This is a genomic window from Cupriavidus taiwanensis (genome assembly GCF_900250115.1).
GTDB classification, from domain to species: Bacteria; Pseudomonadota; Gammaproteobacteria; order Burkholderiales; family Burkholderiaceae; genus Cupriavidus; species Cupriavidus taiwanensis_B.
Map to the genome: position 1 here is coordinate 748,697 of NZ_LT984803.1, position 22,168 is coordinate 770,864.

A 22,168-nucleotide genomic window follows, 5' to 3' on the forward strand; every position below is an offset into this window, starting at 1 on the left:
ACCACCGGACAGGCAACAACAGTGTAGTAAAACTCAGGCCGACGCCCACGACAGTGCGCGTCGGTTTTGTTTTTTCGGCGGCCGGTCTTGTGCCGCGGCCACGGCACGCGCCGGCTGGTGCACTATCATGGCGATCCGCCACGCAGGATGCCGCACCATGACCCAGCCCCCCGACAATTTAGCCGCCGCACCGGCCTTCCACGGCGATCCGTCCGAACTGCCGGCCGATCCCGACCTTGTCTACGGCATGCCGTACCGGCACTACAAGGGCGGCGCCTACACGGCGGTAGGCATCGGGCGCTTCGAGGCCGACCTGGCGCCGGTGGTGGTCTACCGCGCCATGCGCGATCCGTCGCTGCTGTGGGTGCGCCGCGCCGATGTGTTCAGCGAACCGGTGGCCACGCCCCAGGGCGAGGTGCCGCGCTTCGCGCCCGACTGGCCCGCGGCGCTGGCCTGCCTGGATTTCCTGCCGCGCCAGGCCGTGCTCGACGTGCTGTCGCTGCACGACACGCCGTACCGCCGTTACCACGACCGCCGCCATATCCTCGAGATGTTCGAGGCCGCCCATGCGCGCGGCGTGGCGCTGGACCGTGCCCAGGCGCTGGCGGTGCTGTGCCACGACGCCGTCTATGTGGCCGGCTGCGAGCACAACGAAGCCGCCTCGGCCGCCCTGATCGAAACGGTCGCGCCGGGCGAGGCCCGTGCGGTGCTGGACCGTGCCGCGCAGATCGTGCTCGATACGCGCGGCCATCGACCCGGCTGCGCGGGCGCGGACACCGTGCTCGATCTCGACCTGCTCAGGCTGGCCGCGCCGCCGGACGTGTTCGATGCCCACAGCCAGGACGTATTCGCCGAGAACCGCGCCCTGCTGGCGGCGCGCACCGGCTTGCAGGGCGATGCGCTGTGGGCCGAGTTCATGCGCCGCCGCGCGGCATTCCTGGACCACCTGGCGCAGCGCCCGCGACTGTTCCTGACCGCGGCGTTTGCTGATTGCGAGGCCCCGGCCCGCGCCAATCTCGCCAGGATCGTCGGCGGCGCCGGCACGGCGGAGGACTCCGGTGACTGACGCGCCGGCGCGCGCGAGCGAGCTGGTCCAGGCCTGGCTTACGCCGGGCACGGCGCTGGGGCTGCTTGCGCTGTTCACGCTGGTGACGTTGCTGCTGCTGAGCCTGGTGCCGCTGCTGGTAGCGCTGTTGCGGCCCGTGGTGCACTGGCTGGACCGCTGGCGCGTGTGGGGTGCCGGCGCGCTGTCGTCACGCGTGGCGGAGCGGCCGCGGCGGCTGGACGCGCTTACGCTGCGCGTGCTCGAGCGCGACGTGGCCGAGCTGCTGCTGGTGCTGCTGGCCGGCGCCGTGCTTCTGGCCTGCGGCAGCGCGCTGTTCTGGCTGGCCGGCGAGGTCGCGCAGAACGCCGACGTGGTGCGCCTCGACCAGAAGGTGTACGCGGGCCTGCGCGCCTTGCGCAGCGACTGGCTCGACCTGGCGATGGTGGCCGTGACCGAGCTCGGCGGCGGTCGTATTTCCGTGGCGGTGGGCGTGGCGGTGTTCGCGTGGCTGTGCTGGCGCCGGGCCTGGATCGTGGCGCTGTACTGGGCTGCCGCGCTGCTCGGCGCGCGCGCCTGCGTGATGGCGCTCAAGCTGGGCATGGCGCGCGTGCGTCCGGCCAGCATCTACAGCGGCCTGGAATCGTATTCCTTCCCCAGTGGCCACGCCACCAGCAGCATGGTCGCGTACGGCTTCCTGGCCTTCCTGATGTGCCTGCGCCAGCCGTGGCGCGTGCGCATTCCGGTGCTGGCGCTGACGGTGGTGGCGGTGGCGGCGATCGGCGTGTCGCGGCTGTACCTGGGCATGCACTGGCTGTCCGACGTGGCCGCGGGCTATGCGCTCGGGCTGGCGTGGATCGCGCTGCTGGGCACGGCCTACCGCACGCTGCACGGGCCGGCGCCGCAGGGCTCGGTGGCGCCGTCGCGGCTCGGCGTGGTGGCGGCGGTTGCGGTGGTGGCGGCGTTCGCTTATGTGGCGTGGTTCCGGCTGCCGGATACGCTCGAGCGCTATCGCCAGGCCGGCGCCGCTACGCTGTCGTTGCCGCCGCCCCAGCCTCGGGTGCTGGCGGCAGGCGCGACACCAGCAGCTGGTCGATCTTGTGATGGTCGATGTCCAGCACTTCGAAGCGATGGCCCGCCACGGTGATCGACTCGGATTTCTTCGGGATGCGCTTGAGCGCATAGATCACCAGCCCGGCCGCGGTATCGACGTAATCCTCACCGGGCAGGGTGTCGAGCTCCAGCGCCTTCTTCAGGTCGACCAGCGGCGTCAGGCCATCGACCAGCCACGAGCTGTCGTCGCGGCGCACGATCTGCTCGTCTTCGCTGGAGTAGAGGATGTCGCCCATCAGCGCGCCGACGATGTCGTCCAGCGTAACGATGCCCACCACCAGCCCGTACTCGTTCATGACCACGGCAAAGCTCTGGTGCATCTCGCGGAAGCGCGTCAGCGCCTCGGACAGGGTCAGCGTGTCGGGGATCACCAGCACGTTCTTGTCGTGGTGGCGGCCGATATTGCCCATCACCGCGGCGCTTTCATCGGCCAGCAGCAGCTGCAGGATGTCCTTGGAATCGATATAGCCCTGCACGTCGTCGAGATCGTGCCCGCACACCGGGTATTGCGCGTGCGGCTGGTTGACCAGCTTGCGGCGCACGCTGTCGGCGGGCTCGTCCAGGCTCAGGTAGACCACTTCGTCGCGCGGCGTCATGATCGCGGTGATGCCCTTGAAGTCGAGCTCGAACACGTTCTCGATCAGGTGCAGCTCATGCTTGTGCAGCACGCCGGCCTCGGCGCCCGCGTCGACCATCGCGGCGATGTCCTCGGTGGTGATCTGGTCGACCGGCTTGGTCGGCAGCCGCAGCAGCCGCAGCATGGCATCGGCTGCGGCGTTGAAGATCCACACCAGCGGCCTGAGCACGCGCAGCAGCGTCAGCATCGGGTCGATCACCGCCAGCGCGCAGGCCTCGGGAAAGGTCATGGCGATGCGCTTGGGAATCAGGTCGGCAAACTGGATGAACAGCAGCGTCACGATCAGGAACGAGCCGATATTGGCGACGCGCTGCGCATGCACCACCTGCATGTAGGGCGACAGCGTTTCCAGCAGCAGGTCGGACACATGCTTCTCGCCCAGGATACCGGCCAGGATGGCGACGCTGTTGACGCCGATCTGCACGATGGTGAAGAAGTTGCCGGGCTCCTCCTTCAGCAGCAGCACGCGCGTGGCGCGGCCGTCGCCGCGTTCGGACAGCACTTGCAGCTTGGTGCGGCGGGCAGCGGTCAGCGCGATCTCGGAGATCGAGAAGAACGCGCTGACAAGGACGAGCAGGATCAGGGTCAGGACGAACATGGGAGGATTGCGCTGGCAGCTTGTGCCTGCAGGCGGCTTGATGATGGTGCACGGCGCGCGCGGCTGTCAATCTGTGCTCCGCCTCAGGCTTGGCGCCTGGCGGGGCCGGCGTCGAAGCTTGCCGTCGGCGCTTCCAGCCGTTGCGGCAGCGTTGCCGCGAGCGCGGCGGCGGCCTGCGCGAACTGCGCGCGCAGGTCGTCGGCCAGGCTCGAGCCGGCGCGGTGGCTGGCGCGCAGCATCTGGATCTCGAACGGCAGCACCGGCGCCACGTCATGCAGCGCGACGCGCTCCGGGCTGGCGCTGAGCGCGGTGTACTGGTCCAGCAGCGTCATGCCCAGGCCGGCGTCGACCAGCGCCAGCGCCAGCGAGTAGGTCTGCACCTCCAGCGTCGAGCGCGGCTCCAGCGCATGGCGCGCCAGGGTCTGGCGCACCAGCAGTCCGAGCGAGCTGTTGTCGTCATAGCCGATGAAGGCACGCTCCATCAGCCGCTGCATCGGCACCACGAGGCGGCGCCCGCCGGCGGGCAGGGGCTGCGCGCGCGGCACCGCCAGCAGCATGCGGCCGCTCGCCACCGGCTCGCTCGAGATGGCCTCGTGGCGTGGCGGGGCAAAGGCAAAGCCCAGGTCGATCTGATTGGCCAGCAGCGCGCCGACGATCTCGTCGGTATGGTGCGTCAGCACCTGCACCTGGGTGTCGGGGTGGCGCGCGCAAAAGCTGCGCACCGCCGGCACCAGCAGGGGGTTGGCGAGGCTCGGCGTGGCGGCCACGCGCAGCCGGCCGGCGCCCTTGTGGCGCAGGCTTTCCGAGACCCGGCGCACGCGTTCGATCTCGCCATATAGCCTTTCGACATCCCCATACAGCGCATTGGCCTCGGGCGTGGCCTGCAGCCGTCCGCGCACCCGCTCGAACAGCCGGAAGCCGAGCGAGGACTCGGCATGCTGCAGCACGCGCGTGACCACCGGCTGCGACACGTGCAGCAGGCGCGCGGCCTCGCTGACGGTGCCGGTCAGCATCACGGCGCGGAACACTTCGATCTGGCGCAGGCGCATGGCGGCTCGGTCGTTGGTGGAGAGGGGCGCAGGCTGGGGAAAACCAGCCATAGCCTGGAGACATATTCTGGCACGTATTCGCATTGGGCAGGCCGGCACGCTTGCACTACGCTCTGCCTGATGGACGCAAGCAAGGGAAACGCAATGCAGGTGGTGATCGTGGGCGCGGGCGTGGTGGGCATGACGACGGCATGGCGCCTGGCCGAGGATGGGCACCAGGTGACGGTGCTCGAGCGCCACGACGGCCCCGGCGAGGAAACCAGCTTTGCCAATGGCGGGCAACTCAGCTACAGCTACGTGGCGCCGCTGGCGGGGCCGGGCGTGATGGCCAAGGTGCCGGGCTGGCTGCTGCGGCGCGATTCGCCGATGCGCTTCCGGCCCGCGGCGGACCCGGCGCAGTGGCGCTGGCTGGCCGCCTTCATGTCCGCCTGCAACAGCGCCACCAGCGAGGCGACCACGCGCAAGCTGCTGCGGCTGGGCTTCTACTCCCGCGACCTGATGCAGGCCTTCGTGGCCCGGCACCAGCATGACGACGGCGGCGCCGGCTTCCATTTTGCGCGGCGCGGCAAGCTGGTGGTGCACCGCGACGCGGCGGCGTTCGCTTCGGCCTGCCGGCTGCTGGACTACCAGGCCAGCCTGGGCTGCGAGCAGCAGGCGCTGGACCGCGATGCCTGCGTGGCGCTGGAGCCCGCGCTGGCCGGCATCCGCGACCAGATCGCCGGCGCCATCCATACCCCGAGCGAGGAAGTGGGCGATTGCCATCGCTTCTGCCTGTCGCTGGCACGGTTGCTGCAAGACGGCGCGTACGCGGGTGTGTCGATGCGCTTTGGCACCGTCGTGCAGGGGCTGGTGCAGCAGGGCGGGCGCGTCACCGGGGTGCGCACGCCGGCCGGGGTGGTGCCCGCCGACGTGGTGATCATGTCGGGCGGCATCGGCAGCGTGCCGCTGCTGCGTCCGCTCGGGGTACGCCCGCTGCTGTGGCCGCTCAAGGGCTACAGCATCACGGTGCCGCTGGCCGGCGGCGCGCCCGCGCCGCATATCAGCGTGACGGATTTTGCCAACAAGATCGTTTATGCCCGGATCGGCAATACACTGCGGGTGGCGGGCATGGCCGACCTGGTGCGCGGCGGCACCCGCATCGACCCGGAACGGGTCGGCACGCTGGTGGCCCAGACCCGCGCGCTGTTTCCCGGCATCGTGCCGGACCAGCCGCTGGCGCAGTTGCAGCCGTGGGCCGGGCTGCGTCCGGCCACGCCGGACGGCCTGCCGCTGGTGGGGCCGTCGCGGGTGTCCGGGCTGTGGCTCAACCTCGGCCACGGCGCGCTGGGATTCACGCTGGCAATGGGCAGTGCCGGCCTGCTGGCCGACCGCCTGGCGGGACGCCGTCCCGCCATCGACGCAGAAGATTTCGACGCCGCGCGCGCCTAGCGCCGCGGCCGAGCATGGGTTGTTGCCGTACCGGCAATTCTGCAGTACCTGAAGCTGTCCATGAAGCATGCCTCAATGACCAAGCCCCACTACAAGGAGCGCCACATGCAAACGCTGCACCCCCATCGATCCGCCACCCGCCGCGCGCTTGCCGCTGCCACGCTGCTGCTGGCCGCCGGCGCCGCCCATGCCGCCGACGGCGACACGCTGAAGAAGATCAAGGACAGCGGCGTGATCTCGCTCGGCTACCGCGAATCGTCGATCCCGTTCTCGTACACCGACGGCAAAGAGGTCATGGGCTACTCGCACGAGATCCTGCTGCAGATCGTCGACAAGGTGAAAAGCGAGCTGAAGATGCCCAACCTGCAGGTGCGCCTGACGCCGATCACCTCGCAGAACCGCATCCCGCTGGTGCAGAACGGCACCATCGACATCGAATGCGGCAGCACCACCAACAACCTGGAGCGGCAGAAGCAGGTGGCCTTTTCCAACAGCCTGTTCGTCTACGGCATCAAGATGCTGACCAAGAAGGACTCGGGCGTGAAGGAGTTTGCCGACCTGAAGGACCGCAACGTGGTCACCACGGCAGGCACCACCGGCGAGCGCCTGCTGGTCAAGATGAACGGCGAGAAGGCCATGAACATGAACCTGATCAGCACCAAGGACCACGGCCAGTCCTTCCTGATCCTGGAAACCGGCCGTGCCGCGGCGTTCGTGATGGATGAGCCGCTGCTGTACGGCGAGCGCACCAAGGCCAAGAACGCGGCCGACTGGGTGGTGGTGGGCGCGCCGCTGCAGACCGAGAACTACGCCTGCATGTTCCGCAAGGACGACCCCTCGTTCAAGAAGCTGGCCGATGGCGTGATCGCCGACCTGCAGACCAGCGGCCGCGCCGAGAAGTTGTACAACAAGTGGTTCATGACGCCGATTCCGCCGCGCGGCATCAACATGAACTACCCGCTGTCGGCCGACATGAAGGCACTGTTCGCGGCGCCCAACGACAAGGCCTACCAGTAGGGCGGGCGGGCCGCGCGGGGCGGAACCGGGTTCCGCGGTTATTTAGCCATGATGAATCGATATTTAGCATTCGATAGTGTTTGCGGTAGTGTTGAGCCCGATATAGGCTCATAGCAGCACAACAGCCGGCGGCGCTCCACAAGAGGCCGGCCGGCGCTGCCTCACACTGCTTATCCGCATCGACTGGAGAACATATGCGATCGCTTCGTACTGGCTGGTTCAAATCCCTGCTGGCCGCTTCCCTGGTGGCCGGCGCCGGCCTGGCGGCCAGCGCGGCCCATGCCGCCGACCTGCTCGACACCGTCAAGCAGGCCGGCGTGCTGAAGATCGGGCTGGAGGGCACCTATCCCCCGTTCGGCTTCCGTGGCGCAAAGAACGAGCTGGAAGGCTTCGACGTCGACGTGGCACGGGCGGTGGCGGGCAAGCTCGGCGTCAAGCCGGAGTTCGTCACCACCGAATGGAGCGGCATCATCGCCGGCCTGCAGGCGGGCAAGTTCGACGTCATCGTCAACCAGGTCAATGTCACGCCGCAGCGCCAGCAGGTGCTGGATTTTTCCACGCCCTACGTCTACTCGGATGCGCAGCTGATCCAGCGCAAGGATGACAAGCGCCAGTTCAAGTCGCTGGAAGATTTGAAAGGCCACAAGCTGGGCGTCAGCCTGGGCAGCAACTACAACGACCTGGCCAAGTCCGTGGCCGGCATCGAGGTCAAGACCTATCCCGGCGCACCCGAGTACCTGCGCGACCTGGCAGCGCAGCGCGTCGATGCCGCGCTGAACGACCGGCTGATGGTGGCCTACCTGGTCAAGACCGCCAACCTGCCGCTGCGCCCCGGCGCGATCGTGGCGGGTGCCACCACGCAGGTGGCCATCCCGTTCCGCAAGAACAATCCCAAGTTCGCGCAGGCCATCAACCACGCGCTGGAAGACCTGGCCAAGGACGGCACGCTCGGCAAGCTGTCGGTGAAGTGGTTCGGCACCGATGTGACCAAGCCCGCCGGCAAGCCGATCAAGTAAGCCGGCCGGCAAGCACGGCGTTATCATGTCGCGGCGCGGCGGCCTGCATGGCTGCCGCGCCGCTTTGCTTTGTGCCTTTTATTGCTGATTCTTTTTTTCGCGCCGCCCATGTCCGCTCTCCAGCTCGTCATCGACTCCCTGCCCGTGCTGCTGCAGGGCACGCTGCTGACCATCAAGTTCGCGTTGTGGTCGATGGTGTTCGGGCTGATGCTGGGCACGGTGGTGGCGCTGATGGGCATCAGCCATAGCCGTGCGCTCAAGGCAGTGGCGCGGGGCTACGTCAGCATCATGCGCGGCACGCCGCTGCTGGTGCAGATCTTCGTGGTCTATTACGGGCTGCCCGGCATCGGCATCGCGCTGGAGCCGACACCCGCGGGCGTGCTGACGCTGAGCCTGAACGTCGGCGCGTATTTGTCGGAGAGCATGCGCGGCGCCATCCTGGGGGTGGCGCGCGGGCAGTGGCTGGCGGCCTACAGCCTGGGCCTGACGCCGGCGCAGGCGCTGCGCTACGTGGTAGGCCCGCAGGCGCTGCGGCTGGCGGTGCCGAGCCTGTCGAACAGCCTGATCAGCCTGATCAAGGATACGTCGCTGGTGTCGGTCATCACCGTCACCGAGCTGCTGCGCACGGCGCAGGAGGTGATCGCCGCCACCTACCAGCCGTTGCCGCTGTACCTGGCGGTGGCGGCGATCTACTGGGTGCTGAGCACGGGGTTGTCCGGGCTGCAGCACAGGCTGGAGCGCAGGTTGGCGCTGCCAGGGCGGCATTGAAAATTCGCCTGGTTACATGCTAAAAGGCCAGCTCTGAAGAACTGGCCTTTTAGTTGGAAGCTCGAATTGCGCGTGTTATCTCCCCTCTCCCTCTGGGAGAGGGGTTGGGGAGAGGGCGGGCGTGTCGACGAAGTGCGTCGGCATAACGACCTCCTGCCCTCTCCCCCAGGCCCTCTCCCGCAAGCGGGAGAGGGGAGCAAACCGCCGGCGCAATTGCGCACGTGGAGGCGGAGCCAATTCAGCCCTGGGCGATGCGCCCGGCGATATGCCCCAGCGCCTCTTCCACCTGGTCCACCAGGATCAGGCACAGGTCGCCAGCTTGCAGGTGCGACAGCGCGGTATCGATGGCCAGGAACTCGCCACGGATTTCCTCGACCTGGCTGGCGCGTTGCGCGCCCTGCAGGCCTTCGCGCAGCAGCGCCAGCACCTCGCCGTCGGCGCGGCCGCGCTGGCACTGGTCCTGGTACATCACGACCTCATCGAACGCGCCGCCCAGGATCTGGGTCTGGCGCCGGATGTCGTCGTCGCGGCGGTCGCCCGCGCCGCTGATCACCACCACCCGCCGCCTGGCGGGAATCGATTCGATCGCGTTGCACAGCGCCAGGATTGCATCCGGGTTGTGGCCGTAGTCGGCGATCAGCGTCGCGCCGCGGTAGTCGAACACATTGAAGCGCCCGGGCGCGGTCTGCGCATCGTTGACGAAGGTGGCCAGCCCGCGGCGGATCACCGGCCAGTCGATGCCCAGCGCCCATGCGGCGGCGATCGATGACATCGCATTCTCGACCTGGAAGCCGATGGTGCCGTTGCGCGTCAGCGGAATCTCCGCCAGCGCGATGCGCACCTCGGCATCGCCTTCCGCGGCGACGATGTCGGCGCCGTCGACGAACACCACGCGCTTGCCCTGCGCGCGGTGCGTGGCCATGGCCGGCTGGTCGGGATCGTGCGCGAAGAAGGTGACGCTGCCGGGGCAGGCATCGGCCATGCGCACCACCATCGGGTCGGCGGCGTTGAGCACGGCCATGCCGTGCGGCGCGACGTTCTGCACGATCACGCTCTTGAGCACCGCCAGGTCTTCCACCGAATTGATGTAGGAGAGGCCCAGGTGGTCGCCTTCGCCGACGTTGGTCACCACCGCCACATCGCAGCGGTCGAAGGCCAGGCCCTCGCGCAACAGGCCGCCGCGCGCGGTCTCGAACACGGCGGCGTCGACGTCGGGGTGCAGCAGCACGTTGCGCGCGCTGCGCGGGCCGCTGCAGTCGCCGGTATCGATGCGCTCGCCCTGGATATAGACGCCGTCGGTGCCGGTCATGCCCATGCGCAGGCCGCTGCCGGCCATGACGTGGGTAATCAGCCGCACCGTGGTGGTCTTGCCGTTGGTGCCCGACACCGCCACCACCGGGATGCGGCCGTCGTCGCCGTCGGCAAACATGGTGGAGACGATGGCTTCGCCGACCGCGCGGCCCTTGCCGTACGACGGCTGCAGGTGCATGCGCAGGCCCGGCGCGGCATTGACCTCGACAATGCCGCCGGCCTGCTCCTCGAACGGCTTGAGCATGGTTTCGCAGACCGCGTCGACGCCGGCGATGTCCAGGCCCACCATCTGCGCCGCCGCCACGGCGCGCGCGGCGATGTCCGGGTGGACGTCGTCGGTCACGTCGGTGGCGCTGCCGCCGGTGGACAGGTTGGCGTTGTTGCGCAGCACCACGCGGGTGCCGGCGGCCGGCACGGAATCCGCGGTCAGGTTCTGCTTGGCCAGCGTCGCCAGCGCGATATCGTCGAAGCGGATCTTGGTCAGCGAGGTGGCATGGCCTTCGCCGCGGCGCGGGTCGCGGTTCACTTCCTCGACCAGCTGGCGCACGGTATGCACGCCGTCGCCGATCACCTGCGGCGGATCGCGGCGCGCGGCCGCGACCAGCTGCTTGCCGACCACGAGCAAGCGGAAATCATGGCCAGGGATATAGCGCTCGACGATCACGTCGGAGCTGATGTCCGAGGCGACCTCATAGGCCGTCATCACTTCCTCGCGGGTGCGGATGCGCACCGCCACGCCCTTGCCCTGGTTGCCGTCGCGCGGCTTGACCACCACCGGGGCGTCGATTTCCTGCGCCGCCGCCCAGGCTTCGTCGGCGCTGCGCACCGAGCGGCCCAGCGGCACCGGCACGCCGGCGGCGTGCAGCAGGGTCTTGGTCAGGTCCTTGTCCTGCGCGATCGATTCGGCCACGGCGCTGGTGCGGTCGGTCTCGGCCGCCTGGATGCGGCGCTGCTTGCTGCCCCAGCCGAACTGCACCATCGAGCCCTGCGTCAGGCGCCGGTACGGGATGCCGCGCGCGACCGCGGCGTAGACGATCGAGCCGGTGCTCGGCCCGAGGCGCACGTCCTCGTCCAGCTCGCGCAGGCGGTGCAGCGCGTCGGCCAGGTCGAACGGGGTGTCGTGGCGCGCGGCATTGCACAGCGCTTCGGCAAGTTCAAACGCGAGCCGGCCGACTTCTTCCTCGCTGTATTGCACGATCACCTGGTAGATGCCGGGCTCGACCGTCTGCGCGGTGCGGCTGAACGTCACCGGGCAGCCGGCGGCGGCCTGCAGGCGCAGCGCGGTTACTTCCAGCACGTGGGCAAGCGACAGCTCGACCGACTCTTCGTCCGGGCGCAGCGGCCCGATCTCGGGGAAGCGGGCGCGCAGCCGGTCTTCGAAGCCGGGCAGGGCCGACAGCATGTTGGCGGTGTCCTGGCAGGCCACGATCGCTTCGATGGCGGTGTGGCGGCACCACAGGTTCGGGCCCCGCAGGGCCCGGATACGGGAGACTTCCATAGAACGGTTTCCGTGTCTTCTATGCGCGGTTGGGCTGGGGGCGTCAGGCGCGGCGGGCGGGCTGGCCCATCCAGTGGTGCACCAGGTCGACGGTGGCGCCGGTGGCGGCCTCGTCGCACTGCAAGACCAGCAGGTCGCCCGGCACCAGCTGTCCCAGGGCGTTTTCGATGGCGCTGGCGCGCGAGCCTTCGTCGATGATCTTGGTCACGCGCCGGCCTTCGTACAGGCCCTGCTTGAGCAGCGCGCGCGCCTCGGCGTCGGGCAGGGCGCGCTTGACGCTGCGGTCCTCGCACAGGAACACGCGGTCGAAATGCTGGCCCAGGACCTTGCCCTGGCGCACCAGGTCGTCGTCGCGGCGCTGCACGCCGGCGCCGTAGACCACCATGCGGCGCTCGGCCGGGAAGCGGTCCAGCGCGGTCGCCAGCGCTTCCAGCGCGGGGGCGTTGTGGGCGTCGTCGACCACCACCGTGGCGCCGTTGCGCTCGAACAGCGTGAAGCGGCCCGGCACGTCGACCTGGCCGACATCGAAGGTCACCACGCCGGCGCGGATCAGGTCATTGGAGATGCCCAGCGCCCAGCCGGCGGCGACCGCGGCGAGCACGTTCTCGACCTGGAACGCGACACGGCCGGCGTAGGTCAGCGGCACCGCGGCCACGTCGACCAGCGCGGTCTCGCTGTTGCCGGTGGCCAGCACGATCTTGCCTTCGCGCACGTACACCGCGCGCTTGCCGGCGGCGCGGTGCGACATGATCGCACTCAGCTCCGAGGTCAGGCCGAAGAAGATCACGTCGCCGTCGCACAGTTCGGCCATCTCGACCAGGCGTTCGTCGCGCGCGTTGAGCACCGCGGCGCCGTTCTGCAGCACCACGTCGACCTGCGTGCGCAGCACGTTGTACATGCGGTCTTCGTCTTCGACGTAATAGTCGCCGAGATGATCCGGCCGGTCGAAGTTGGTGACCACGCCGACCTGGCAGCGGTCATAGGCCAGGCCCTCGGACAGGATGCTGCCGCTGTCGTTCTCGAACACGGCGGCCTCGACCGCGCGGTTCATCAGGATGCGGTGGGCGGCTTCCCAGTTGGCGCGGTCGCCGCTTTCGACCTGGCGGCGATCCAGGAACAGGCCATCGCTGCAGGCCAGGCCGGTATGCTTGCCCGACAGTTGCAGCAGGCGCGCCACCAGGCGCGCCACCACGGTCTTGCCGTTGGTGCCGGTCACGCCCACCACCGGAATGCGGCCGTGGTCGTCTTCCGACTCAGGGAACAGGTGGTTGACGATGGCGCGGCCCACCGGGCGCGGCGTGCCTTCGGCCGGCTTGATATGCATCAGCAGGCCGGGGCCGGCGTTGACTTCGACGATGGCGCCGCGCTGTTCGTGCAGCGGGCGCGAGATGTCCTCGGCCACAAGGTCCACGCCGGCGATATCCAGCCCCACCACGCGCGCGGCCAGCGCGGCATGCGCGGCGACGCTGGGGTGCACGCGGTCGGTGACGTCGAAGGCGACGTTGCCGTTGCGCTGGATCAGCACCGGGCGGCCTTCCGGCGGCACCGAACTGCCGTCCATGCCCTGGCGCTTCAGTTCAAGCCGCGCGGCGGAGTCGAGCCGAACGCGGTTGAGCGGGTGGTCCTCGGTGCTGCCGCGGCGCGGATCGGAATTGATCTGCAGCTCGATCAGCTCGTCGATGGTGGACCTGCCGTCGCCGACCACGCTGGCGGTCTCGCCCATGGCGGCGGCGACCAGGCGGCCGCCCACCACCAGCAGGCGGTGCTCGTTGCCGGGGATGAAGCGCTCGACGATGACGCCGCTGCCTTCGTCGATGGCCACGCCATAGGCGGTCTCGACTTCCTCGCGGGTCATCAGGTTGGTAAACACGCCGCGGCCATGGTTGCCGTCATAGGGCTTGACCACCACCGGCACGCCGATGTCCTCGGCGGCGTCCCAGGCATCCTCGGGCGACTCGACCATGCGGCCTTCCGGCACCGGTACGCCGCACGATTCCAGCAGGCTCTTGGTCAGGTCCTTGTCGCGCGAGATGCTTTCGCCGATGGCGCTGGTGCGGTCGGTCTCGGCGGTCCAGATGCGGCGCTGGCGCGCGCCGTAGCCCAGTTGCACCAGGTTGCCATCCGACAGGCGCAGCGCCGGGATGTCGCGGTCGTCCGCGGCATCGACGATGCAGGCGGTGCTGGGGCCAAGGCAATGCTTGTCGACCAGGCGGCGCAGGTGGTCCACCGTGGCGGGGACATCGTAGGGGCGGTCCTCGATCGCGGCCATGACCAGGTCGCGCGCGGCGAACAGGGCGGCGCGGGTGACCTCCTCATGCCAGGCGCGCACGATCACCTTGTAGACGCCGCGCACCGGCGTTTCGCGCGCCTTGCCGAAGCCGCCCGGCATGCCCGCCAGGTTTTGCAGCTCGAGCGTCACGTGTTCCAGGATATGGCCCGGCCAGGTGCCTTCCTTCAGCCGCTGCAGGAAGCCGCCGCGCTCGCCGATGCTGCAGCGATGCTCGACCAGCGACGGCAGCCAGGCCGACAGGCGCTCGTAGAACCCCGGAATCGTGTTGGAGGGAAAGTCCTCCAGTTCCCCGATATCGACCCATGCCTCCAGAACGGGCCGATATGTCCACATATTCGGGCCGCGCAGCGACATGACATCGAAAATCTCAATGTCCTTCTTTTTCATTGAATTAGCTTGAGGCAGTGGGCGGAACGCCCGAGAAATGGAAGCCTAACCTTTCAGTAACGTTACAGCACGAAGCGGGTTGACTTTCTTGGTGTAAAAGTGATTGTGCAATGCATCAGGGCTACCCGCGCGTTCGTCGTTATGTATACTGCGGGCGAATTCGCGGGCCGCCAGCGCGTGCCCGGCCTAAATTGTTTCAAGTTATGTCCGCAACCCCTGGACGCACGCCGCGCCATCCATGACCCAGTCCACCCTGCCTGTCCCTACCGCCACTGCCGCCGATGAACCCTGGCGGGCTGAAGCCGGATCGTGGCTCCGACCCGGCGAGACCGTCCTGGCCGGACTGGCACTGGACCTCGACGCGAGGCTGCATTTTACCCAAGGGTGGCTGGTTGTGACCGACCAGCGCATCGTTGCCCGCGCCCCCGGCGAAAAAAATGTGCGGGAATGGAACATCGCCCCGGCACTGCGCCTGTCGCATACCGACCACGCGGGGGTGGGGACGCTGGAACTGAGCGGCCCGGCGGGCCGGCTCGCCACCTGGCGATATACGCTTGGTTACAATCCCGCGGCCCTGCGGCTGGCGGACCAGTTCGAGGCCCAGCGCGATGCGGCCACCTCGCGCCCGGCCACCGCGGCGGGCGAGGTGTTGTGCCCGACCTGCAAGGCGCCGCTGCCGCCGGACGAGGAACAGTGCCCGCAATGCAGCCGCGAGCTTGAGACGCCGCCGTCGACCTGGGCGCTGCTGCGGCTATGGCGCTTTGCCCACCCATACCGCTGGCAGCTGCTGGGCGGCTTCATGCTGACGCTGCTGTCGACCGCGGCCACGCTGGTGCCGCCTTACCTGACCATGCCGCTGATGGACCGGGTCCTGATCCCCTTCCAGAACGGCGTGCCGATCGACTATGGGCTGGTGCGCCTGTACCTGGCGGGGCTGCTCGGAGCGGCGCTGGTGGCGTGGTCACTGGGATGGGCGCGCACCTACCTGCTGGCCAGGGTGTCGGAGCGCATCGGCGCGGATCTGCGCACGACAACGTATGAACATTTGCTAAAGCTGTCGCTGGAGTATTTCGGCGGCAAGCGCACCGGCGACCTGATGGCGCGCATCGGCTCGGAAAGCGACCGCATCTGCGTGTTCCTGTCGCTGCACCTGCTGGACTTCGCCACCGACGTGCTGATGATCCTGATGACGGCGGTGATCCTGGTCTCGATCAACCCGTGGCTCGCGCTGGTCACGCTGGTGCCATTGCCGTTTATCGCCTGGATGATCCACCTGGTGCGCGACCGCCTGCGCCACGGCTTCGAGAAGATCGACCGGATCTGGTCGGAAATCACCAACGTGCTCGCCGATACCATCCCCGGCATCCGCGTGGTCAAGGCGTTTGCCCAGGAAAAGCGCGAAGTCACGCGCTTCCGCGAGGCCAACAAGCACAACCTCGCGATCAACGACCGCGTCAACGCGGTGTGGTCGCTGTTCACGCCGACGGTGACGCTGCTGACCGAGATCGGGCTGCTGATCGTGTGGGTGTTCGGCATCTGGCAGGTATCGCACAGTGCCATTACCGTGGGCGTGCTGGTGGCGTTCCTGACCTATATCAGCCGCTTCTATACGCGCCTGGATTCGATGAGCCGCATCGTCTCGGTGACGCAGAAAGCCGCCGCCGGGGCCAAGCGCATCTTCGACATCCTCGACCATGTGTCGAGCGTGCCCGAGCCGGCGCGGCCGGCCCGGCTGGAGCGGGTCGAGGGCGCCATCGACATGAGCGACCTTGGCTTCCGCTACGGCAACCGCGCGGTGATTCGCGGGCTGAACCTGTCGATCGCGCCGGGCGAAATGATCGGGCTGGTCGGCCACAGCGGCTCGGGCAAGAGTACGCTGGTCAACCTGATCTGCCGCTTCTACGATGTCTCGGAGGGCGCGATCCGAGTCGACGGGGTCGATATCCGCTCACTGCCGGTATCGGAGTACCGCCGCCATATCGGCCTGGTGCTGCAGGAGCCGTTCCTGTTCTTCGGCACGATTGCCGACAATATCGCCTACGGCAAGCCAGGCGCCACGCGCGATGAGATCATTGCCGCCGCGCGGGCCGCGCATGCGCACGAGTTCATCCTGCGGCTGCCGCACGGTTATGACTCGCTGGTCGGTGAGCGCGGCCAGGCGCTGTCGGGCGGCGAGCGCCAGCGCATCTCGATTGCGCGCGCGCTGCTGATCAACCCGCGCATCCTGATCATGGACGAGGCCACCTCGTCGGTCGACACCGCCACCGAAAAGGAAATCCAGAAGGCGCTCGACAACCTGGTGCAGGGCCGTACCACCATTGCCATCGCGCACCGCCTGTCGACGCTGCGCAAGGCGGACCGGCTGGTGGTGATGGACCGCGGCCAGATCGTCGAAGTGGGCAGCCACGACGAACTGCTGCCGCGTGAGGGCGCGTACTTCAAGCTTTACCAGGCGCAGGCGCGCAATGTCGATACCGAAGACGACGACACCGAAGAGGCCATCCAGATCCCGGAGACTGCCCATGCCCAATGACATCGCCGCCGCCGCGCCGACCCCCGTGTTCACGCTGGACCGCAATCCCTTCGGCCGCCTGGTGCTGATCGCCGCGGACGGCACCGTCCATGAAGGCGTGGTGCCGGTGCGCGCCTTCCCGATCTCGGCGCCGCAGGGGGGCATCGGCATGATGAGCGCAGACGGGCATGAGGTGGTATGGATTCCGCGGCTGGAAGACCTGCCGATCGCCGAGCGCGACATGATCGAGGCGGAGCTCGCTTCGCGGGAATTCATGCCGGAGATCGAGCGCATCGTCAGTGTCTCGACCTATGCCACGCCCAGCGTGTGGACGGTGAAGACCGACCGTGGCCAGACCGACCTGGTGCTGCGCGGCGAAGAAGCGATCCGGCGCCTGGCCGGCAGCACGCTGCTGATATCGGACACGCACGGCATCCACTACCTGATCCGCGACCTGATGGCGCTGGACAAGCACAGCCGCAAGATCCTGGACCGCTTCCTTTGAGGGGCAGGGGCGCGGAAGGCTTCCGCCGCGCCCGTCCGGCGCAGCCGGAAGCTCAGTGCAGCAGCTCGGACGAATCGTCCTCGTCGTCCCAGTCGTCGTGCATCACCGGCACGTCGGGCGCCATGTCGAACACCATCGAGTGATAGCGCACGCTGAACCACTCGCGAAACATCTTCAGCGACAGTTCCTCGGGCCATGCCGAGTCATCGAACCATTCGCCAAGCATGAATTCGAAGAAGTCCTGCCAGCGTTTCTCGACCCAGCGCACGGCGTTCTCGTGCGTGTCGGCGAGCTCCTCGGGCAGCAGGAACACGCTCTGGTCTTCGCGCACCTGCTCCAGCGTGAGGCCGGCCACGGGCTGGGGATCGACCGCCTGGATCCAGTCCAGGAACGGCTGTTCCGGAACCAGGGCGATCATGGAGCGGTTGATGGTGAAGCGGGGATGGTCGGACATCGCGAAAGCCTTGAAGGACTGCAGCGGGCTATTGTAGTCCTTCGATTCCCGGATGTAGCGATGAACCTTGCCGCCGCTACGTCACTGGCGCGATAACGGCTACTGGTAGTCCAGCGTAAACACCATCGAGCTGGTGACGTTCCCCGGCGAAGGGGTGCCGCCGAGGCTGGCATAGCGGGCGCCGAAGCGATAGGTGGCAGGTACGTTGGCCTGGATGCTTCCCATGGCATTGCGCACCTGCAGTGGCACCGGCGCGGTCCCGCTGGCGTTGACGATTTGCACGCCGGCGCCACGTGCTGCGCCGGGATCCCCGGAATTGCTGAGGCCAAGAATGCCGCTGGGGGCCGAGATCACCGGTGTGTCGCCGGCCCCGTCCAGGGTCATGCCGACAATGGCCGCGCTGTTGCAGCTCAGCTGGATGGCGAACGGCGTGTTGCCGCCGGAGCTTTGCGTCGCAAGCGCCCTGGCGCTGATGGCAGGCAGGCTCACGGCAGGGGGAGCGAGGACATTGCAGGCGATCTCCCGGGTCGCGATGGTGCCGGAAAAGCCGATGTAGTTGTCGCGGTTGCCCGTGCCGCCCAGCGCGCCTTCCACCGACCCGTTATAGACGCCGAAGCCGAAGCGGGTCTGCGCGGGGTCGAGGTTACCGGTCGAAATCGGCCCGGTCTTGACGAACTCGATCGTCACCGACACGGAATACGTCAGGTCGGCATTGAGGTGGCCGAGGTTGGCCGAGCGGGTGTCGCACCAGACGCCAGAAGCATTGGTCATCGGCTGGCCGGCGGCATTGCGCAGGCGGATGCCGACACCCGGGATGCCGGTGGAATAGACGCCTGGCTTCACTTCGGTACCGGAGCCGTAGTAGCACGAGACGATCGGCGCGCCTGGCACCACCCAGGGCAGCACGTTGGTGCAGCTGCCGCTGAACTGGTAGCTGCGCAACGTTCCGGGAATCGTGCCGCCCTCGGCAAGGTTGACCGCGATGGCCATGCTGTCGAGGGTCTGGTCATAGGGCAACGATGGCATGGCACTGCATTTCGCATGGGCAAGGTGCGGTGCCGCAAAGCACGCCATCACGAGCAGCCAGCGGCGCAGGAGACGGAAGAGTTCGATTCGGTTCATAGCGGGATCAGGGATGCGGCCTGCCTTGCCAAAATCCCGCGGTGCGCGGGAACCAGCCAATGACCACCAGCGGCATGCCAGTCAAAGTTCCTTGCTACGATAGGACCCGCACACTCGTGAAGCGATAAGGCTTGGCCTATTTTGCGGTCGGAAATTTTCCCGTCCGTGGCCGCCGCGCCAAAAGAAAAAGCCCTCGGCCGGGTGGACGAGGGCCCGAAGTGGCAGCGGGCGAGTCGCGGATCGCCCGCATCGAATCATGCGCCTGCATGGCGCGGCCCGGCATCCCCAAATCTGGGGATGTCGCTTTTCCCCGGCGCATGCCGGGGGGTGCCGCCGGGCAAAGAAAAAACCCGCGCAGCGTGAGCTGTCGCGGGTTTCTGGTCCTGCTGCTACTGCTACTGCATCGGACGGAATACTGGTGGAGCCGGCGGGAATCGAACCCGCCACGCCATTTTCAGTAAGTATCTGATCTGATTATGGTTTTACCATACACCCCGATTTCTTGGGCGAAACTTGGGCGACCATAGAAAAAGGGGCCGAAGCCCCTCGTGCTAACACCCCTCGGCCGTTAGCAGGCCGGTCAGTCCGGTTTCCGAAAGGGAATCGAACCGGCGTCCGGAGTCACTCCACCTCCGCACCGAACTTCGAATGCACGTACGCGCGCATTGCGGCCTCCAGGGCGGTCTTCCCCGCCCCCGTCGGATCCATCTCGCCGCTCGGCCAGGCGGCCCACCCGCCATTGCGTGGCATCACGCCGATCCGCTCGCGGTCGATGATTCGTCCACCCTCATGCCAGGTGATGGTGGGCGAGAACCGGTAGAAGTCGAAATCCGGGTGAAACCTCGTCTCGCAAATTCCATCCCGCATCCGGAACTCTCGATCGCCAAGCGCCTTGGCCACCCAATAGTCCAGGGCGGCGCCTTCCAGTTCACTTACCTTCATCAATCACCCTCCCAATCTCAGCGGCGGCGCGGACGATGGCGCGGCGGGTCGCGGCATTCTTGTCTGGATCAAACGACTCGGTGAAGGTGCCGCCAGCATAGCAATCCGTAGGGTCAGGCCAGATCGCCTGAACAGTTTGTTCGTCTTCCGCGCGGTTGAACTGGATGTCGATGTTAAGAATGCACGCCAACCGCAGTGCGTCGCCATCATCTTCCAGTGGATTCCAGAGCATTTCCACTCCTGCGCCGACATAGGTAATAAGCAAGCCGATTTTCGGCTCGGCCTCCTCATAGGCGACGTGGTCATCAACCCAATGGGCCGTCTGGTATGCGCCCGGGATTCCAGCCGCCTTCGCCGCCAGTTCCAATAAATCTCGATCTTCCATCACTCCTCCGAACCAGTTTCTGCGACCCGCCAAGCGCGGCGGGTCGTCTCGATGATATGTGCTGCTTGCTGCTGCATACAGGGTATAGCTTGTAAATCCGGATCACAGGCGGTGGCCTGTGGGGTTAGGCGGCTTGCATTTCCCGCTCGGCGAGTTCGCAGAAGATGCCGCACTGCACCTCTGGCTCCTTCTGGTAATCACCGGCGCTTGGATCCAGCTCATCCAGGAATACGCGCTCATCGCCATGCTTGACTAGCTTCACGCCCATGGCGCGGCTCAGCTTTGCCATGCGGTGGAAGGCCGGCGGGAAATCAACGCGGATCTTGTTCCAGTAGCCGGCGCCACCCTTCACGCAACCGATGCAGTTGTTGTGCTTATAGCCCAGGCCATACATGGCCGGCAGGGCAATGCCAGCGCGCTGGAGCAGCGCCAGGCAGTCCGAGAGCATGAGCCGGACCTGTCTTACTCGCCGTAGCGGGCGGGCTGTGGTTAGGCAGTGAATGGCCAAGCATTCGATCCGCGAGGTTTATCGGTATTCGCAGGCTTATCCGCGCAGGCGGGTGCATTGGCCAGCCCATAAAAAATCAGAGCGTGCTCGCTTACCTCGCCCTCAATCCCAGTCAGGTGAAAGCGATGAAAAGCCCAAACATTTCGGCGCGGTACGCCGGGCATTGCCGCCCCGATCTGGTTTCCAAAGTCGTCCATTACTTCAATCTCCTTGGATGCGGCGCCGCAAGAGAACCAGCAGACGATGCGCTTTGCGTTGGCGTCGATCATCACTCCCCCCTCCCGCGCTGGGGCGCGGCGTCGTTCTCGCCCTCCTGTGCGCGCAGGGCGGCGCGTTCCTCGACAATTGCTGAAATGAGATTGCCGGATGGAGTGTCAGCGAATGCGGTCCAGTAGTCACCGGTTGGCGGCAGCACCATCCATACTCCGCCGTTACGCGACACGAATTCATAACCCGGCAGGATTTCCCTCGCTTCCTCCACCCCCACCGCGTCAACCTTTAAGGGTTCCTTAATGGTTGGCGTGGCGAGCAGGGCCAATAACGCAGCCTCCCATCCAGCGTCGAAGCCGTTCTTGTTGTACTGGCGGAAATTCCCGCTCGCCTTCCATTTCAGATAGGCATCTTCTCGGTCCAGCTTCCGCACCATTTCGCGGGCATCCGCAATATGGTCGGCGGCGATAGGGTCGGCGTAGATATAGCCGGGCTTCGGCGTGCCAAACCAGATTGCAGGCACAGACGTTCTAGTCTCGACGCCAATGCCCATTTCTTCGGCGGACAGAATCTTGCCAATCGGCGCCCCCGCTTCCCCGCTGGATGGTGCGGCGCTGGCAAGGATTTCCGTGATGGCCGCATGGGCGCGCACTGCGTTCGCAGGGTCATCCGCAAAGTGTTTTGCGATGATGGCATTGGCGGCCACCATGCCCGCTGGTGCGGCGACAGGTGCCGCATTGGAGAGCGCGGCATCGAACTTGTCGGCCAGCTCGAACAGCAAATGATAGGAGCCCAGCAGAAACTTGCGCTCGTTGCTCTCAGGCTCCAGATGCAGCGCGCCCTGAATTTCGATGTTGTCGCTGATGTCCAGCATCACCCGCGCCACGTTGCGTATCTTGTCGGTGCATACCTTGATGTTTTCGCTCATTTCAATTCCCAGGTGTTGTGATGGGAGGGCGCGCGATACTTACGCCGTCTTTTAGAGGGCAGTCGGCCGGCCGGTGACCAGAGCCGCCGCACAGGCAACAGGTCTTCATCGCGTGCCCCCAAAGGGGATTCCAATGATGGCCAGCATGACGAGGCCGGCCCAGATCAGGATGAGGTCGTCCATCACAGCCCCAGCCTTTTGAGGATCCGGCGCAGGAGGGAGGGGCGCGCCGGCGTGTGCCAGGCGCCGTCCGTGCCGCAATCGGTGAACATCGAGCGCGCGAAGTAGGCGATGACAATGCGCTGCCCGTCGCGCTGCGGGGCTCCGCACATGGGATAGGACTCTGCCCTCAAGTGGGCGCAGGTTTCGCATCTTCTGGCCATGATTAGCTCCAGGCTCGGTAGATCTCGGCGGCCGCAACGCACACGCTGACGAACAGTGCGAAATC

The 22,168-nt window shown here is 67.0% G+C and carries 20 protein-coding genes; 8 read left to right on the plus strand and 12 right to left on the minus strand.

What is annotated here, in order from left to right; all coding sequences use genetic code 11:
* The first annotated feature begins 127 nt into the window (after positions 1–127).
* Positions 128–1,066 carry a DUF1653 domain-containing protein gene (locus CBM2586_RS03530; RefSeq protein WP_115686816.1) on the plus strand — a complete coding sequence of 313 codons (939 nt, stop codon included), beginning with the start codon at positions 128–130 and terminating at the stop codon, positions 1,064–1,066.
* A complete protein-coding gene (locus CBM2586_RS03535; protein WP_115686817.1) occupies positions 1,059–2,189 on the plus strand; it encodes a phosphatase PAP2 family protein in 1,131 nt (376 codons plus the stop codon). Before CBM2586_RS03530 ends, CBM2586_RS03535 begins: the two co-directional genes overlap by 8 nt.
* On the opposite strand, the gene CBM2586_RS03540 is transcribed toward CBM2586_RS03535, so the two are convergent.
* Together CBM2586_RS03540 and CBM2586_RS03545 are read right to left on the minus strand one after the other, a co-directional pair.
* Positions 2,071–3,390, minus strand: coding sequence for a hemolysin family protein (locus CBM2586_RS03540; RefSeq protein ID WP_115686818.1), 1,320 nt, complete (start codon positions 3,388–3,390; stop codon positions 2,071–2,073). The genes CBM2586_RS03535 and CBM2586_RS03540 overlap by 119 nt on opposite strands.
* Before the next feature lie 83 nt (positions 3,391–3,473).
* A complete protein-coding gene (locus CBM2586_RS03545) occupies positions 3,474–4,439 on the minus strand; it encodes a LysR substrate-binding domain-containing protein (RefSeq protein WP_115662794.1) in 966 nt (321 codons plus the stop codon).
* A gap of 144 nt (positions 4,440–4,583) precedes the next feature.
* Between CBM2586_RS03545 and CBM2586_RS03550 the strand changes: the two genes are divergently transcribed.
* The 4 genes from CBM2586_RS03550 to CBM2586_RS03565 all read left to right on the plus strand — a co-directional run bounded on the left by CBM2586_RS03550 (position 4,584) and on the right by CBM2586_RS03565 (position 8,668).
* Positions 4,584–5,867, plus strand: a complete 1,284-nt coding sequence (locus CBM2586_RS03550; RefSeq protein ID WP_115686819.1) for a D-amino acid dehydrogenase — start codon at positions 4,584–4,586, stop codon at positions 5,865–5,867.
* A 105-nt stretch (positions 5,868–5,972) separates the two neighbouring features.
* Positions 5,973–6,884 carry a glutamate/aspartate ABC transporter substrate-binding protein gene (locus CBM2586_RS03555; protein ID WP_115688619.1) on the plus strand — a complete coding sequence of 304 codons (912 nt, stop codon included), beginning with the start codon at positions 5,973–5,975 and terminating at the stop codon, positions 6,882–6,884.
* Positions 6,885–7,078: 194 nt separating this feature from the next.
* Entirely contained in the window at positions 7,079–7,900 is an 822-nt protein-coding gene (locus CBM2586_RS03560) for a transporter substrate-binding domain-containing protein (RefSeq protein WP_115662792.1), read from the plus strand.
* Positions 7,901–8,008: 108 nt separating this feature from the next.
* On the plus strand, positions 8,009–8,668 hold the full coding sequence (locus CBM2586_RS03565) for an amino acid ABC transporter permease (protein WP_115663811.1): 660 nt from the start codon (positions 8,009–8,011) through the stop codon (positions 8,666–8,668).
* A gap of 238 nt (positions 8,669–8,906) precedes the next feature.
* Here CBM2586_RS03565 and cphA (CBM2586_RS03570) read toward each other — a convergent pair whose 3' ends face one another.
* Positions 8,907–11,477, minus strand: coding sequence for a cyanophycin synthetase (cphA, locus tag CBM2586_RS03570; RefSeq protein ID WP_115662791.1), 2,571 nt, complete (start codon positions 11,475–11,477; stop codon positions 8,907–8,909).
* Between the two features lie 43 nt (positions 11,478–11,520).
* Positions 11,521–14,154 (minus strand): cyanophycin synthetase, encoded by a 2,634-nt coding sequence (gene cphA, locus CBM2586_RS03575; RefSeq protein ID WP_115662790.1) that lies wholly within the window; start codon positions 14,152–14,154, stop codon positions 11,521–11,523.
* A gap of 238 nt (positions 14,155–14,392) precedes the next feature.
* On the opposite strand from cphA (CBM2586_RS03575), the gene CBM2586_RS03580 reads away from it, so the two are divergent.
* Positions 14,393–16,687, plus strand: a complete 2,295-nt coding sequence (locus tag CBM2586_RS03580) for an ABC transporter ATP-binding protein (RefSeq protein WP_115662789.1) — start codon at positions 14,393–14,395, stop codon at positions 16,685–16,687.
* On the plus strand, positions 16,677–17,171 hold the full coding sequence (locus CBM2586_RS03585; RefSeq protein ID WP_115662788.1) for a DUF1854 domain-containing protein: 495 nt from the start codon (positions 16,677–16,679) through the stop codon (positions 17,169–17,171). Before CBM2586_RS03580 ends, CBM2586_RS03585 begins: the two co-directional genes overlap by 11 nt.
* A 52-nt stretch (positions 17,172–17,223) precedes the next feature.
* Here the strand turns inward: CBM2586_RS03585 and CBM2586_RS03590 are convergent, their stop codons facing one another.
* The 8 genes from CBM2586_RS03590 to CBM2586_RS03625 form a co-directional block, all read right to left on the minus strand.
* Complete coding sequence (locus tag CBM2586_RS03590) at positions 17,224–17,625, minus strand: hypothetical protein (RefSeq protein ID WP_026164322.1); 402 nt, start codon at positions 17,623–17,625, stop codon at positions 17,224–17,226.
* 99 nt (positions 17,626–17,724) lie between these two features.
* Entirely contained in the window at positions 17,725–18,651 is a 927-nt protein-coding gene (locus tag CBM2586_RS03595; protein ID WP_240987886.1) for a fimbrial protein, read from the minus strand.
* Between the two features lie 717 nt (positions 18,652–19,368).
* The gene (locus CBM2586_RS03600; protein ID WP_115686820.1) at positions 19,369–19,689 is read right to left on the minus strand and encodes a phage protein NinX family protein; all 321 of its coding nucleotides are present in this window, start codon (positions 19,687–19,689) and stop codon (positions 19,369–19,371) included.
* A complete protein-coding gene (locus tag CBM2586_RS03605; protein WP_115686821.1) occupies positions 19,676–20,074 on the minus strand; it encodes a hypothetical protein in 399 nt (132 codons plus the stop codon). The genes CBM2586_RS03600 and CBM2586_RS03605 overlap by 14 nt, the downstream gene beginning before the upstream one ends.
* 124 nt (positions 20,075–20,198) lie before the next feature.
* Positions 20,199–20,522: a hypothetical protein gene (locus CBM2586_RS03610; protein ID WP_115686822.1), complete on the minus strand. Its 324-nt coding sequence runs from the start codon at positions 20,520–20,522 to the stop codon at positions 20,199–20,201.
* Between the two features lie 41 nt (positions 20,523–20,563).
* The gene (locus tag CBM2586_RS03615) at positions 20,564–20,851 is read right to left on the minus strand and encodes a hypothetical protein (RefSeq protein WP_145987380.1); all 288 of its coding nucleotides are present in this window, start codon (positions 20,849–20,851) and stop codon (positions 20,564–20,566) included.
* On the minus strand, positions 20,851–21,720 hold the full coding sequence (locus CBM2586_RS03620; RefSeq protein ID WP_115686823.1) for a hypothetical protein: 870 nt from the start codon (positions 21,718–21,720) through the stop codon (positions 20,851–20,853). The genes CBM2586_RS03615 and CBM2586_RS03620 overlap by 1 nt, the downstream gene beginning before the upstream one ends.
* Before the next feature lie 182 nt (positions 21,721–21,902).
* Positions 21,903–22,103, minus strand: coding sequence for a hypothetical protein (locus tag CBM2586_RS03625; protein ID WP_115686824.1), 201 nt, complete (start codon positions 22,101–22,103; stop codon positions 21,903–21,905).
* Positions 22,104–22,168: the final 65 nt, after the last annotated feature.

Bases quoted from the DNA above. Each gene is read 5' to 3' on its own strand.
- CBM2586_RS03530 (WP_115686816.1), top strand. From the start codon at position 128: ATGGCGATCCGCCACGCAGGATGCCGCACCATGACCCAGCCCCCCGAC.
- CBM2586_RS03540 (WP_115686818.1), bottom strand. From the start codon at position 3,390: ATGTTCGTCCTGACCCTGATCCTGCTCGTCCTTGTCAGCGCGTTCTTC.
- CBM2586_RS03545 (WP_115662794.1), bottom strand. From the start codon at position 4,439: ATGCGCCTGCGCCAGATCGAAGTGTTCCGCGCCGTGATGCTGACCGGC.
- CBM2586_RS03550 (WP_115686819.1), top strand. From the start codon at position 4,584: ATGCAGGTGGTGATCGTGGGCGCGGGCGTGGTGGGCATGACGACGGCA.
- CBM2586_RS03555 (WP_115688619.1), top strand. From the start codon at position 5,973: ATGCAAACGCTGCACCCCCATCGATCCGCCACCCGCCGCGCGCTTGCC.
- CBM2586_RS03560 (WP_115662792.1), top strand. From the start codon at position 7,079: ATGCGATCGCTTCGTACTGGCTGGTTCAAATCCCTGCTGGCCGCTTCC.
- CBM2586_RS03565 (WP_115663811.1), top strand. From the start codon at position 8,009: ATGTCCGCTCTCCAGCTCGTCATCGACTCCCTGCCCGTGCTGCTGCAG.
- cphA (WP_115662791.1), bottom strand. From the start codon at position 11,477: ATGGAAGTCTCCCGTATCCGGGCCCTGCGGGGCCCGAACCTGTGGTGC.
- cphA (WP_115662790.1), bottom strand. From the start codon at position 14,154: ATGAAAAAGAAGGACATTGAGATTTTCGATGTCATGTCGCTGCGCGGC.
- CBM2586_RS03580 (WP_115662789.1), top strand. From the start codon at position 14,393: ATGACCCAGTCCACCCTGCCTGTCCCTACCGCCACTGCCGCCGATGAA.
- CBM2586_RS03585 (WP_115662788.1), top strand. From the start codon at position 16,677: ATGCCCAATGACATCGCCGCCGCCGCGCCGACCCCCGTGTTCACGCTG.
- CBM2586_RS03590 (WP_026164322.1), bottom strand. From the start codon at position 17,625: ATGTCCGACCATCCCCGCTTCACCATCAACCGCTCCATGATCGCCCTG.
- CBM2586_RS03595 (WP_240987886.1), bottom strand. From the start codon at position 18,651: ATGCCATCGTTGCCCTATGACCAGACCCTCGACAGCATGGCCATCGCG.
- CBM2586_RS03600 (WP_115686820.1), bottom strand. From the start codon at position 19,689: ATGAAGGTAAGTGAACTGGAAGGCGCCGCCCTGGACTATTGGGTGGCC.
- CBM2586_RS03605 (WP_115686821.1), bottom strand. From the start codon at position 20,074: ATGGAAGATCGAGATTTATTGGAACTGGCGGCGAAGGCGGCTGGAATC.
- CBM2586_RS03610 (WP_115686822.1), bottom strand. From the start codon at position 20,522: ATGCTCTCGGACTGCCTGGCGCTGCTCCAGCGCGCTGGCATTGCCCTG.
- CBM2586_RS03615 (WP_145987380.1), bottom strand. From the start codon at position 20,851: ATGATCGACGCCAACGCAAAGCGCATCGTCTGCTGGTTCTCTTGCGGC.
- CBM2586_RS03620 (WP_115686823.1), bottom strand. From the start codon at position 21,720: ATGAGCGAAAACATCAAGGTATGCACCGACAAGATACGCAACGTGGCG.
- CBM2586_RS03625 (WP_115686824.1), bottom strand. From the start codon at position 22,103: ATGGCCAGAAGATGCGAAACCTGCGCCCACTTGAGGGCAGAGTCCTAT.